Annotated in this window: 12 protein-coding genes and 3 pseudogenes; 11 read left to right on the forward strand and 4 right to left on the reverse strand. The window is 57.9% G+C overall.

Going from position 1 to position 12,680, the window contains the following annotated elements; genetic code table 11:
* The first annotated feature begins 18 nt into the window (after positions 1-18).
* From N7E01_RS09580 to N7E01_RS09595, 4 genes are all read left to right on the forward strand, one after another.
* Positions 19-822 (forward strand): GntR family transcriptional regulator, encoded by an 804-nt coding sequence (locus N7E01_RS09580; RefSeq protein ID WP_289172725.1) that lies wholly within the window; start codon positions 19-21, stop codon positions 820-822.
* A gap of 86 nt (positions 823-908) precedes the next feature.
* Positions 909-2,318, forward strand: coding sequence for an oxidoreductase (locus N7E01_RS09585; RefSeq protein ID WP_289172726.1), 1,410 nt, complete (start codon positions 909-911; stop codon positions 2,316-2,318).
* 335 nt (positions 2,319-2,653) lie between these two features.
* Positions 2,654-2,857 carry a hypothetical protein gene (locus N7E01_RS09590; RefSeq protein ID WP_289172727.1) on the forward strand — a complete coding sequence of 68 codons (204 nt, stop codon included), beginning with the start codon at positions 2,654-2,656 and terminating at the stop codon, positions 2,855-2,857.
* A 140-nt stretch (positions 2,858-2,997) separates the two neighbouring features.
* Positions 2,998-3,609, forward strand: a complete 612-nt coding sequence (locus N7E01_RS09595; RefSeq protein WP_289172728.1) for a tRNA-uridine aminocarboxypropyltransferase — start codon at positions 2,998-3,000, stop codon at positions 3,607-3,609.
* Here the strand turns inward: N7E01_RS09595 and N7E01_RS18800 are convergent.
* Entirely contained in the window at positions 3,600-3,668 is a 69-nt protein-coding gene (locus N7E01_RS18800) for a helix-turn-helix domain-containing protein (protein WP_350495029.1), read from the reverse strand. The genes N7E01_RS09595 and N7E01_RS18800 overlap by 10 nt on opposite strands.
* Positions 3,669-3,906: 238 nt before the next feature.
* Here N7E01_RS18800 and N7E01_RS09600 point away from each other — a divergent pair, with 238 nt between their 5' ends.
* Both N7E01_RS09600 and N7E01_RS09605 read left to right on the forward strand, forming a co-directional pair.
* Entirely contained in the window at positions 3,907-4,926 is a 1,020-nt protein-coding gene (locus N7E01_RS09600; RefSeq protein WP_289172729.1) for an AAA family ATPase, read from the forward strand.
* Complete coding sequence (locus tag N7E01_RS09605; RefSeq protein ID WP_289172730.1) at positions 4,923-5,435, forward strand: hypothetical protein; 513 nt, start codon at positions 4,923-4,925, stop codon at positions 5,433-5,435. Before N7E01_RS09600 ends, N7E01_RS09605 begins: the two co-directional genes overlap by 4 nt.
* A gap of 125 nt (positions 5,436-5,560) precedes the next feature.
* Here N7E01_RS09605 and ssb read toward each other — a convergent pair whose 3' ends face one another.
* From ssb to N7E01_RS09615, 3 genes are all read right to left on the reverse strand, one after another.
* Positions 5,561-6,049, reverse strand: a complete 489-nt coding sequence (gene ssb / locus N7E01_RS09610; protein ID WP_289172731.1) for a single-stranded DNA-binding protein — start codon at positions 6,047-6,049, stop codon at positions 5,561-5,563.
* 150 nt (positions 6,050-6,199) lie between these two features.
* Positions 6,200-6,490 carry an MFS transporter gene (locus tag N7E01_RS19425; protein ID WP_434089500.1) on the reverse strand — a complete coding sequence of 97 codons (291 nt, stop codon included), beginning with the start codon at positions 6,488-6,490 and terminating at the stop codon, positions 6,200-6,202.
* 42 nt (positions 6,491-6,532) lie between these two features.
* Complete coding sequence (locus tag N7E01_RS09615) at positions 6,533-7,405, reverse strand: MFS transporter (RefSeq protein WP_434089501.1); 873 nt, start codon at positions 7,403-7,405, stop codon at positions 6,533-6,535.
* 76 nt (positions 7,406-7,481) lie between these two features.
* Here N7E01_RS09615 and uvrA point away from each other — a divergent pair.
* The 5 genes and pseudogenes from uvrA to N7E01_RS18810 all read left to right on the forward strand — a co-directional run bounded on the left by uvrA (position 7,482) and on the right by N7E01_RS18810 (position 12,606).
* Positions 7,482-10,326, forward strand: a pseudogene (gene uvrA, locus N7E01_RS09620) (excinuclease ABC subunit UvrA).
* A 5-nt stretch (positions 10,327-10,331) separates the two neighbouring features.
* Positions 10,332-10,831: pseudogene (locus tag N7E01_RS09625) on the forward strand (SET domain-containing protein).
* A gap of 127 nt (positions 10,832-10,958) precedes the next feature.
* Complete coding sequence (locus N7E01_RS09630; RefSeq protein WP_289172732.1) at positions 10,959-11,591, forward strand: AMP-binding protein; 633 nt, start codon at positions 10,959-10,961, stop codon at positions 11,589-11,591.
* A pseudogene (locus tag N7E01_RS18805) lies at positions 11,540-12,132 on the forward strand (class I adenylate-forming enzyme family protein); the annotation flags it as partial. The gene N7E01_RS09630 and the pseudogene N7E01_RS18805, both read left to right, overlap by 52 nt.
* Positions 12,133-12,303: 171 nt before the next feature.
* Positions 12,304-12,606, forward strand: coding sequence for an AMP-binding enzyme (locus tag N7E01_RS18810; RefSeq protein WP_350495030.1), 303 nt, complete (start codon positions 12,304-12,306; stop codon positions 12,604-12,606).
* The last annotated feature ends 74 nt before the right edge of the window (positions 12,607-12,680 follow it).

A 12,680-nucleotide genomic window follows, 5' to 3' on the forward strand; every position in this document is an offset into this window, starting at 1 on the left:
GATTACTGGAGCATAAAAGTGGCAGAAAAACGCGGTCATTCAGTGGATGAGATCTACCGGGTTCTGGCAGATCGCATCATCAACGGGGCTTACTTGCCCGGTCGCAAGCTTTCGCAAAGTGAGTTGGCGACCGAGCTGGACGTGAGTCGTACGCCTTTGCGCGAGGCGTTGAACCGGTTACAGGAAACCGGCCTGGTCAAGGCAACGACGAATCGCGGTATGGAGGTGTCGCCAGTTACCTTGGACGAGACCGAGCAATGGTATGCCATGCGTTTGCTCATCGAACCACCGCTGGTGGCCGCGATAACGGCGCAACTGACGACAACGGATATTGAGCGGATGAAGGTGGCCTTGGCGCAAATGGCGGTGGATGCCGTACGCACCAAGGACTTTCAGGATGCGCACCATGATTTTCATGGCGCCGTGCTGGTGCATTATCCGGCCTATATCCGCGACATGATCGAGTCCATCTACCTGAAGATTATTCGTCACCAGCGCGTTTACTTCAGTCGTCCTCGTGCACCTGAAGAGTTCTGTGAAATTGACCGTTTGCTGCTTGATGCCACCATCGCCAAAGACGGTGAAGTGGCCAAGCACGTGCTCGAGTTCCACCTGATTGACGCGGCGCTGGGTTTGATCATGGAAGCGGCAGCCGATTATCAGCCCAAGGTTCTTCTTATGGCTGCCCAAGGCTTGGGGATTCGTGTCGGGACTGATCAGACCGGCGCTTTGCCACGTCCTGCACGTATTTCCTGGGTCAACGGTGTTGCCTCGCGTGTGCCGGCCATGCGCACCACCAATTTGGTCTACGAGCCAACCTGACGTTCAAGGGCTGGCTCTTGCAAGCACCGCTATATCAGACGGGTCCTGATTAACCCGGTGTCATCTGTTCATCAACGGAGAGTGAAGTGACAGATTTGCAAGTTTTGTTTCAGCCTGGAAAAATTGGTTCGTTGACGCTCAAGAATCGTATCGTCAAGTCGCCCCAGTCGACGGCATTGTCGAATATGGACGGTACAGTCTCGCAACGCAGCATCAATCATTACAAGCGGCTTGCCGAAGGTGGCGCCGGCTTGATTCTGACCGAATACACCTATATTGATGAGGACGCGTCCAAGGCCATTCATTGCCAATTGGGTAATACGCGTCGCGAGCATGTGCCGGGGATGGGCTGGCTGGTTGATGAGGTTCACGCGATGGGGGCCAAAATCGGCATGCAACTGGCGCATGGCGGTCGACAAAAGTTTTTGGGTACGGCACCGATCAAATCAGCATCAACGTCATCGTGGGACGAGGTCGAAAACCAATATGGCGTAAAGCCTGTGCCCATGACCATTGCCGAGATCGAGCAGGTCATGGAAGATTTTGGCGATGCCGCCTTGCGCTGCTTCAATGCGCGCTTTGATCTGGTCGAGGTACATGCGGGGCATGGCTATCTGATCACGAATTTCCTGTCGCCGTTCACCAATGATCGTACCGACGACTACGGTGGTTCGTTTGAGAATCGTATTCGTCTTTTGATCGGTATTGTGCGCAACATTCGCAGCAAGATACCGGTGTCGATGCCATTGAGCATCCGCTTGTCGGTGGTTGATTACGAAGAAGGCGGTATCACCATTGATGAAACCGTCGAGTTGTGCCGCCGCCTTGAGGCCGAGGGGGTTGATGTCTTGCACTGTTCGGGTGGTCATCATGCCACCATGCAGTACGAGGTGAGTCCCTGGTATATGCCGCGTGCTCTGCATCGTTGGGGGTTCGAGCAAATCAGGCAGGCGGTGTCGATTCCTGTTATCGGTTCAGGCTCAATTGTTGCGCCAGAAGTAGCGGCGGATATTATCGCGTCGGGTGCTGCCGATTTCATCTCGTTGGGGCGCCCGTTACTGGCCGACCCCGAGTGGCCCAACAAAGCCCGAACCGGTCGTACATTCGAAATCGTGCCCTGTATTCGCTGCAATGATGGTTGCCTGCACCGTGGGCTGAATGTGGGCCGCAGCGCGGGCTGTACTGTGAACCCGTCCATGGGTGAAGAGTATCGTTACCCGGTTGAGCCGGCCGCCACATCCAAGCGTGTGGCAGTGGTCGGTGCGGGGCCTGCTGGTCTTAATGCGGCGAAGGTTCTGGCAGATCGCGGCCATCAGGTGACGCTATTCGAGGGCAAGGCCTTGGGCGGTCAATTGAATACGGCCGTACGTCACGACATGAAGTTTGATTTGCGTGCTCTGCTGAGGCATTTGGTCCACGAAGTAGAGCGTCGCAGTGGTATTCAAGTGGTGAAACAGGCCGTGACGGCGGCACAGTTGGCCAGTGGGGCGGTTTGATCTGGTCGTGGTCGCGTCGGGCCGCTCAGCCCGTCCGTTCGATGGTCCTGTCAATGGTCGTGCCCACGTTGTTCTGGCAGATCAGATCTCTGATCCGGCAGCTCTTGAAGGGCCCGTTGTTATTATCGGTGCGGGTATGAGCGGTTGTGATACAGCGCGGTATGGCTGCAGCGCACGGCTAAGCGTGACGTTACCGTGGTGGAAGCAGCGGCCAAGATTTTGCCGGGAAATTATGTTTTTACCGATGATATGGGTATGCCGGGCTTACTGGCGGAGCATGAGGTCAAGGTCTTGACCGGAGCCCGGGCTCAGTCGATTACGGCGGAGGGGTTCATGTGATTGGGGAAGATGGCTCCTCGCAGGTTTTGACGGCCGGTACGGTCGTGATTGCCTGTGGCTATGAGGCCAATTCGGGCCTGGTCGACGAACTGGCCTTGCAAGCACCGGCATTGCCGGTTGTGGCTGTCGGAACAGTCAACCGGGATGGCCGTGTGATGGACGCCCTGCACGAGTCATTCTTCATTGCACGTTCGCTTTGATCGGTAGTGTAGTGGTATGAAGTGATTCAGTTTGTCTTTTGACTATACCGGTCGTAGTGTTGATTTGACCTGCAAGTCTTTTTTGATCAGTATTCCCCGGGTGGCGTTGGCCACCCGTTTTTTGATTTCAGGAATCTCTTTTGTCACGCCCCGTTTGCCCGCGTTGTCAGCGTCCACAGCCCCTGTGTCTGTGCGCTTGCATTTCACCACGGCCTTCCCGCACACGGGTCGTGGTGCTGCAGCATACCCAAGAGGTGCGTCATGCTTTGAACACCGGGCGGCTGGCTGTTTTGGGGCTGCAGAACAGCGAGCTGCTGGTGGGCGAGTGTTTCCCTGACCTTGATGCCATGATTACGGCCGCGCCGCGGGCCTGGTTGCTGTTCCCCGGACCGGAGGCGCAACCGCCGCAGCCGTTGCGGGGCATGAATGAGGTGGCTCAAGGGGCCGCATGTGAGACTCCCTTACTGATCGTTCCCGACGGTACCTGGCGCAAGGCCCGCAAAATCGTTCAGGCCAATCCGGTCTTGCATCACTTGCCACGGGTGTGTCTGGATGGCGGCGAGCCCTCGCGGTACCGGGTCCGGAAAACGGCCGAGCCCAATGCCGTGGCGACCATCGAGGCGATTGTTCGCACCTTGTCCATTCTTGAACCCGACAACGATTTCAATGCTGTGCTGGCCCCGTTTGAACGGTTGATAGCGCAGCAAATCAGTGCGATGGGGCCTGAAATTTACCAGCGTCATCACGCGTGACGACGCTTTTTCCACAATGTCGTGCGTGAAATGCCCAGGCGTTTGGCCGCCTCGTTCATGACGGAAGAATCTGGATCAGATGAGTCCGCGTCTTATTGCAAAGATGTGACTCTTTTTGATGAAGGCTCCACTTGAAAATGAGGGTGACCTGCCTTGGATCAAGAAAAACTGTGTTAGATTCGTCGAGCATTTCAATTGGTAACTTCATGCCGCCGCATCAGCCACCGCGTTTTGTGCTGGTAGATGACCCTAAGGAATCACATTATGTTGAAGCGACTGAAAGCAAAGAATCTGACAGTGTTTCCCAAAGCCGAGCTAAGCTTCGCACCGGGGCTTAATGTGATCGTCGGTGAGAACGGCTGCGGCAAGTCGCACCTGCTCAAGGTGGCTTACTCGGTGATGGCGGCCAGCGCAGAAGAGGGCAGGAAGCCCACAGCAGGTGAGCCCACGAAAACCACTCTGCAAAAAGCGCTGGCTGACAAGTTAGTCAATGTCATGCGGCCCGAATCCCTCGGCCGACTGGCGCGCCGCAAGCAGGGCCGGGAACGCTGCGAAATCAGCCTGGAGTTTTCTGAAAACCCGTTGGATTGTGCCTTCAGCTTTGCGACATCCAGCACCTCGGAAGTCAAGCTCGATACTGTGCCGAAAGCATGGCAGGCCGAAGCACCTGTCTTCTTCCCCACGCGCGAGTTATTAAGCATCTACCCCAACTTCGTAGCGATCTACGAGAACCATTACCTGGAATTCGAGGAAACTTATCGGGATACCTGCGTGTTGCTGGGTGCCTTGGCCTTGAAAGGCCCACGAGCAGCCCAGGCGGCGGCCATACTCAAACCTCTTGAAGATGCGATGGGCGGCAAGGTCGTGCTGGACCAAAACGGACGCTTCTATCTTCAGATCCCGGGCCAGGGGAATATGGAAATTCCCCTGGTGGCTGAAGGCTTGCGCAAATTGGCCATGGTCGCCCGGTTGATCAGCACGGGGTCCCTGCTCGATAAAGGCAGCCTGTTCTGGGACGAACCCGAAACCAACCTTAATCCTAAGCTCATCCGCCTTGTGGCCAAGGTTATCTACCTGCTTTGCCAGCAAGGTATCCAGGTATTTGTGGCCACTCACTCGCTGTTTCTCTTGCGGGAGCTTGAAATCCTCTCTTCAGAGCAAGCGTTTTCCAAGGTCGAGCACCGCTACTTTGCGCTGAGGCCAACCGATTCTGGCGTTGAGGTCGAGCAGGGTGATGCGCTAGACGATTTGCAGACCCTGGTGCTGCTTGACGAAGAGTTGGCTCAGTCTGACCGTTTCCTGGAGAGCGGGGCATGACCATTTCGCTGACTGAGGGGCGGCTGACGTTCGGGTTCCCCGCTGACGATATTGCGACTCAGTATGATGAATGGTCGTTCTACCGCAATCAGTTCAACAGCTGTTTTGGCGGTACCAAGGCGGTTGACTTTGTCTATGTCGACGCCAGAGCCTTGTGGTTGATCGAAGTGAAAGACTACCGGAGACATGCCCGAACCAAAATCCAGGATCTTGGCGAGGAGATCGCCCATAAAGTGCGCGACACGATGGCTGGCTTGTTGGCAGCCCGAGCCAATGCGAACGACGCAGATGAGAAATGGGTGGCAAGAAAAGCCACAGCTAAGCATCTCATTCGTGTGGTGCTGCATCTGGAGCAACCCGTCAAGCGGTCAAAGCTCTTTCCACAGGTTGTGGATTCAACGAAGCTGCAATTGAAATTGCGGCAGCTGCTCAAACCGGTGGATGCGCACCCGCGAGTGGTCAATCGGTCCAGTATGCCCCACGATATGCGCTGGACTGTAACCGGATAATGTCATAAGTTTGAAACCCTGGCGCGATTGCCCCCAAGGGAGTTGTCCCACGGGCTGTGGGACAACTTAAAGCAGCGGGTTGAAGAAGGCAGAATTGCCGCAAAACTTCTTCAAAAACCTATGGGTCAGAACGGGATGTCGTCGTCCATGTCGGCCAGGTTGGCGGCCGGTGCGGCCTGTGGCGCGGCCGGACGCGGCTGGCTGGGGCGTTGCTGGCGGGGTGCAGGGGCGTCCTGGCCGAAGTCAGCGCCGCCGCCCATGTCCATGCCGCCACCATCACGGCCACCCAGCATTTGCATTTGTTCGGCAACGATTTCGGTGCTGTAGCGGTCTGCGCCGGTGTCTTTGTCTTGGTATTTGCGGGTTTTGATACGACCCTCGACATAAACCGAACGCCCTTTTTTCAGGTATTCGCCGGCGATTTCAGCCAGGCGGTTGTAGAACACCACGCGGTGCCATTCGGTTTCTTCGCGTTTTTCGCCGCTGTTGCGGTCTTTCCATTGCGATGTGGTGGCGATGGACACATTGCAGATGGCCACGCCGTCGGGGCTGTACCGCACTTCGGGGTCACGCCCCAGGTTGCCCACCAGAATCACTTTGTTAACTGAAGCCATTTAGTTTCCCCAAATCAATAAATTCACAATGCCATTATCGTTGATGCGACGCCAACGAAACAGCGTAATACGTAGTCGTCCGGGTGCATATCTTTGTCATACCGGAATCTGCAAAGCGGCCCCGCAACGGGGCCGCGCCCGCACGAAAAGTCAGTTGCCGTTACGGAAACCGCGGGTGGTCAGGAACCAGACGAAGGCCAGCACGGCACACACCAGAAATACATGCGAGGTGTTGCCCGCAGCGGACAACACGCCGCCCAGCGAGGCCCCGGCAAAGACCCCCAGCGATTGGGTTGTATTGTAAAAGCCCAGCGCCAGCCCCTTGAATTCGGGGGCGCTACGCGTGATACCAGCGACGGTTGCAAGGCTTCCAGTATGTTGAAGGCGATGAAGAAGCCAATCAGCAAGATCACCATCGAGACAAACTGCTGGCTGGCCCAAGGCAGGAAGGCCAGTACCACCACCAGTGCGGCGACGGCCACCTCAAGCGCCACCTTGTGCGCGCGTCGGGTTTCGGTATAGAACACGGCCGGCACCATCAGTACAAACGACAGCAGGATGACCGGCAGATAGACTTCCCAGAGCCGCGAGGCATCGTACCCCCAGCCTTGCCAGAATGCCGGGCACCACCACGAACATCGCCATCAAGATGAAGTGCAGGCAGAACACCCCGAAATTCAGACGCAGCAGGTCGGCATGACCCAGCACATCAGAGGCCTTGGCCTGGACGATGGGTTGCATGGCCTGAGGGGCGGCCGGTACGCCAAAAGCAGCGATCAGCAGACAAATGAAGCCCAGCAGGCTGATGGCCCAGAACAGGCCCGACAGGCCGAATTCGCCCACCAGAACGGGTGACAGAACCAGCGATACCGCAAATGAAAGGCCAATGGAGCCGCCCACCATCGCCATGGCGCGCGTACGTACTTCCGGTCGGGTGGCATCGGCGACCCAGGCCGTAATGGCCGCCGAAATGGCACCCAGGCCTTGCAGCACACGGCCGGCAATGATCCAGTTGATGTCAGACGCCAGCGCGCACATGATGCCACCCGCCACAAACAGCACCATGCCTGCCACAATAACGGGACGCCGCCCGAACCGGTCGGATGCCATGCCCAGCGGGATCTGCAGAACGGCCTGAGTCAGCCCGTAGGCCCCCAGAGCCAGCCCGACCTTGGCGGCATCGTTTCCGCCGGGAATCGACAAGGCGGCCACCGCAAAAACCGGGGTCAACAAGAACAGCCCCAGCATGCGCGAGGCAAATAACAACGCCAGCATGATGCTGGCTTTACGTTCGGTGGCGGTCAGTTTCAGCCTGACCCGCGGCGGTTTGGCCGCAGCAGCACCAGTGTTAGCCATAAATACTCATTTAATAAAGACGGGCACAGCGCGTTATAGTAGCAAGTTAGCCTTAGCAATAGCTTGAATGGACCAGATGGACGCAATTCGCATCCGGGGCGCCCGAACGCACAACCTTAAAAACATTTCTGTCGACCTGCCCAGGCACCAGCTCGTTGTGGTAACCGGGTTGTCAGGTTCGGGGAAATCGTCACTGGCGTTCGATACGCTGTACGCTGAAGGCCAGCGTCGCTACGTTGAAAGCCTGTCGGCCTACGCACGCCAGTTTCTGCAACTGATGGACAAACCCGACGTTGACCTGATCGAAGGGTTGTCGCCGGCCATTTCCATCGAGCAGAAGTCAGCCGGGCATAACCCGCGTTCCACCGTGGGCACCATTACAGAAATTCACGATTATCTACGCCTATTGTACGCGCGCGTGGGCACTCCCTATTGTCCGGAGCATGGTCTACCCTTGCAGGCGCAGAGCGTCAGCCAGATGGTGGACAAGGTCATGGCCTGGGCACCCGACACGCGGCTGGCGATTCTGGCCCCGTTGGCGCGGGCCCGCAAAGGCAGCTTCGAGGACGAGTGCGTCAGTTTGCAGGCCCAGGGGTTTGTGCGGCTTCGTGTTGACGGGGAAATGGTCGAAATCGACCGCCTTGGTCCCTTGAAAAAGACTGAAAAACACAGTGTTGATGTGGTGATCGACCGGGTCAAGATCAAGCCGGAAAGCCGGCAGCGCCTGGCTGAAAGCTTTGAAACGGCGCTGAACCTGTCCGATGGCCGGGTGATTGCACTGAATATGGATACGGCCGAAGAGGCGGCGTTTTCAAGTCGCTACGCGTGTCCGGTATGCCAGCACAGCCTGACCGAACTCGAGCCGCGCCTGTTCAGCTTCAACAACCCGGTAGGGGCCTGTCCGGCCTGCGACGGCCTGGGGCATGTTGATTTCTTTGACCCCAAGCGGGTGGTGGCATTTCCTGAACTGAGCCTTGCGGCGGGGGCCATTGCGGGCTGGGACAGGCGCAATGCCTTCACCCATGCGCTGCTGGCCAGCCTGGCCGCCCATTACCAGTTCGATATTGACTCGCCCTTTGAAACACTGGACGAGCGTTTGCAGCAGATTGTGCTGTACGGTTCGGCCGATGAGGAAATCAGCTTTTTCTATATCAACGAGAAGGGTCGCAGCAGCGTCAAAAAACACCCCTTCGAAGGGGTGATTCCCAATCTGGAACGACGTTGGCGAGAAACCGATTCCAGCGCGGTGCGCGAAGAACTGGGCAAATATCGCCATACGCGCACGTGCCCGTCCTGTCTGGGCTCGCGCTTGCGCCCCGAGGCCCGTAATGTACTGATTGGCCACGAGCCGGGCGAACACGAACGCCGGGGCCGGGCGATTTTCGAGGTTGAGGCCTTGTCGCTGGCTGACTGTCTGGCCTGGTTTCAGGCGCTCGAACTGACCGGGGCCAAGAAAGAAATTGCTGACCGGATCGTGCGTGAAATCGAGGCACGGCTGCAGTTCCTGAACAATGTCGGGCTCAACTACCTGTCGCTTGACCGGCGCGCTGACACCATTTCGGGCGGCGAGGCCCAGCGTATACGCCTGGCCAGCCAGATTGGTTCTGGCTTGACGGGGGTCATGTACGTGCTCGATGAGCCCTCCATTGGCCTGCATCAGCGCGATAACGACCGTCTTATTCAAACGCTGCAGCATTTGCGAGATCTGGGCAACAGCGTGATTGTGGTCGAACATGACGAAGACATGATCCGGGCCGCCGATTATGTGCTCGATATGGGGCCGGGCGCGGGCGAGCACGGGGGCCAGATTGTGGCCCAGGGCGAGCCGGCCGCCTTGATGAACAACCCGGAGTCGTTGACCGGCCGTTACCTGAGTGGTGCGCAAGCCATCGAAATTCCACGGCGGCGTGCGGTTGACGATGACACACCCTGGCTGAAGGTGCTTGGGTGTACCGGCAATAACCTCAAGTCAGTGGATCTGGCGTTGCCGGCCGGCCGACTGGTGTGTATTACCGGTGTGTCCGGTTCGGGTAAATCGACCCTGATCAACGATACCCTGGCAACGGCTTTGGCGCGTGATTTGCACCGGGCCCAGACCGAACCGGCACCGTATGACCGTATCGAAGGCCTTGAGCACTTCGACAAGATCATCAATGTGGATCAAAGCCCGATCGGGCGTACGCCCCGCAGTAATCCGGCCACGTACACGGGCATGTTTACCGGCATCCGCGAGCTGTTCGCCGGCGTGCCCGAGGCGCGTACCCGGGGTATGACCCCGGTCGCTTCTCGTTCAATGTGAAGGGCGGGCGCTGCGAAGCGTGCCAGGGCGATGGCGTCGTCAAGGTCGAAATGCACTTTTTGCCCGATATGTATGTGCCCTGTGATGTGTGCCATGGCCACCGCTACAACCGTGAAACCCTGGATATCCGTTATCGCGGACGCAATGTCAGCGAAGTACTCAACTTGACGGTGGAGCAGGCGCTGGAGTATTTCGAGGCGGTACCGGCGATTGCCCGCAAGCTGCACACGCTTATAGACGTGGGCTTGTCGTATATTCGGCTGGGTCAGAGCGCGACCACGTTGTCCGGCGGCGAGGCCCAGCGCGTCAAGCTGTCGCTTGAACTGTCCAAGCGCAGTACCGGCAAGACACTGTACATTCTTGATGAACCAACCACAGGCCTGCATTTTCATGATATTGCCTTGCTGCTCAAGGTCTTGCAGCAACTGGTCGATGCCGGCAACACGGTCGTGGTGATCGAGCACAATCTGGATGTCATCAAGACGGCTGACTGGTTGATCGACATGGGCCCCGAGGGGGCAATGGGGGTGGGCAAATCGTTGCCCAAGGGCCGCCTGAAGTCATTGCCGCACACCCGGGTAGCCATACGGGTCGTTATCTGGCCCCTCTGCTGAAGCGGTGAGCGTCATGGCTAAAAAATCTGAAGTGATCTGGCACGAGGTACGGAAATCAGCCCTGCATGGAAACGGTGTCTTTGCCGCGCGTGACATCCCTGAAGGGACCTGCATTTTCGAATACCTGGGCGAACGCATTTCGCCCGAAGAGGCGGATGCCCGTCACCCGACCAACCCCGACGATCCGTTTCATACCTTCTTTTTTCCACCAGTGGCGGATTGGTGATTGACGGCGGCGTGGATGGCAATGATGCGCGCTGGATCAACCATGCCTGTGCGCCCAATTGCGAAGCCCAGGAAAATGCCAAGGGTACGCGTGTTTTCATCGTGGCCCTGCGCGATATCAAGCGCGGTGAGGAACTGTTCTACGATTATGGCCTGGTGCTTGAGGGGCGTCGGACCAAAAAACGCCAGCAGGAATACCAGTGCCTGTGCGGTCATGACACCTGCCGGGGCACCATGCTGTCGATGAAGCGCCGCAAAGCGCCGTCTGGTTATGCGAAAGGCGTTTAACACTTATAGTCAGCAGACATTATCCGGATAGTTTCGCCAGCTTTAAACTGACCCCTGTTTTTTCAGTGCAGGCCATTTGCCGGCACGTTTTAATGGGCCGCAGTGCGGCCAAGACAGGGGTCACCATATGCAGCCTTGGCAAACGGCGCTTACCTTCGGCGATGTGCTCGATGCCCATGTGCGCCAGCGTCCTGAAAAACTGGCGCTGGCCGGTGTTAACGGTCAAACCGTCACCTTTGGCCAGATGAATCAGCGGATCAATCGCCTGTATCATGGCCTGAGTGCCCGTGGTGTGCAAACGGGTGACCGTGTCGCTATCTTGTCGTACAACCGGCCCGAGTATCTCGAAGTTTTCGGGTTGTCCAAAGCCGGTCTGATCATTGTGCCGCTGAACTGGCGGCTGGCGGCTGCTGAACTGTTGCGCCTGTTGTCGCATAGTGGCGCCCGGGTTCTGCTGGCTGAGGCGTCGTTTGTGCCCCTGGTCGAAACGTTGCGCGAGCAGCTTCCGGGGCTTGAGGTGCTGGTGGTGCTTGATGACGGGACCGGTACGTCTGACTTGTCTCAGACTGTGGAAGCGGCAGAGACGTCGGGGGCACCAGAATCTGCCGCAGCGCCTGCGCTTTCTGTGCTCACCGGTTGGCTGCCCTATGAATCCCTGGCGGCCCGGGGCGATGATGCCGAACCCCCGTTCGTGCCAGGCCATACGATGTGCTGTGTATCGTCTATACCAGTGGCACCACGGGAGCCCCCAAGGGCGTAAAAATCACGCACCAGGGGCGCTGGACAACTGCCGCACCAGTGCCGGTGAGTTGCTGGGCCTGCGTGAAGATGACCATGCCCTGGCGGTCTTGCCGTTGTTTCATGTGGGCGGCATGTGGTACCACCTGTTCCCCAGTTTTGCGACAGGCTGTTCCAATTTCCTGATGCCGCAGTTTGACCCCGCTGTGCTGCTTCAGGCCCTTCAAGACCAGAAAATCACGAATGTGCATCTGGTGCCGACGATGGTGGGCGCGCTGATCCATCATCCCGGTATTGATGGCTTTGACCTGAGCCACCTGCGCCTGATCATGTATGCGGCGTCCAGCATGCCGGCAGAGTTGTTGCGTCGAGCCATGCTGATGTTTCCGCAGTGCAGCTTTGCCCAAGGTTATGGGTCAACCGAGGCCGGTACGGTTACGGGCCTGTTCCCCGCCGATCATGTGCTGGCCGGACAGTCTGGTCAGCAGCATTTGCTGGTGTCGTGCGGTCATGCGCTGCAGGGGCGTGAAATCCGCATCCTGGATGCTGACCATAATGATGTGGCCGTGGGCGGGATTGGTGAGCTTGTGGTGCGAAGCCCGGGGGTGATGGCCGGGTACTGGAATGATGATGACCTGACCAAAACCGTGCAAACCGACGGGTGGGTGCGCACCGGCGACCTGGCCCGTTGCGATGATCAGGGCTACTACTACATTGTGGATCGCAAGAACGACATGATCATCACGGGCGGTGAAAACGTTTACCCTACCGAGGTCGAGTCGTGTTTATATGCCGATCCCCGGGTGCTTGAGGCGGCAGTTTTCGGGGTGCCCGACCCCAAGTGGGTTGAGCGCGTGGTGGCGGCGGTGGTGCTTAAACCCGGTGAAACTGCTACGGCCAAGGACATTGTCGATCGCCTGCGCCGGCATCTGGCGGCGTACAAATGCCCCAAAGACATTTATTTTGTGGCCGACCTGCCCAAGAGCGGGGCCGGCAAGGTGTTGCGCAAAATGCTGCGCGACCGGTTCGGCGGGTAGCGTGCCCAGTAGTTGTATCGGCCATGTTTGGCCGGTACAACTTTAATCGGTACAACCGCATTTGGTGCCAGCCC

Source organism: Neopusillimonas aromaticivorans, assembly GCF_030344915.1.
Lineage (GTDB): Bacteria > Pseudomonadota > Gammaproteobacteria > Burkholderiales > Burkholderiaceae_B > Neopusillimonas > Neopusillimonas aromaticivorans.

Coding starts and splice junctions, on each gene's coding strand:
- N7E01_RS18810 (WP_350495030.1), top strand. CDS start 12,304: ATGATCATCACGGGCGGTGAAAACGTTTACCCTACCGAGGTCGAGTCG.
- N7E01_RS09615 (WP_434089501.1), bottom strand. CDS start 7,405: ATGGCTAACACTGGTGCTGCTGCGGCCAAACCGCCGCGGGTCAGGCTG.
- ssb (WP_289172731.1), bottom strand. CDS start 6,049: ATGGCTTCAGTTAACAAAGTGATTCTGGTGGGCAACCTGGGGCGTGAC.
- N7E01_RS09605 (WP_289172730.1), top strand. CDS start 4,923: ATGACCATTTCGCTGACTGAGGGGCGGCTGACGTTCGGGTTCCCCGCT.
- N7E01_RS09630 (WP_289172732.1), top strand. CDS start 10,959: ATGCAGCCTTGGCAAACGGCGCTTACCTTCGGCGATGTGCTCGATGCC.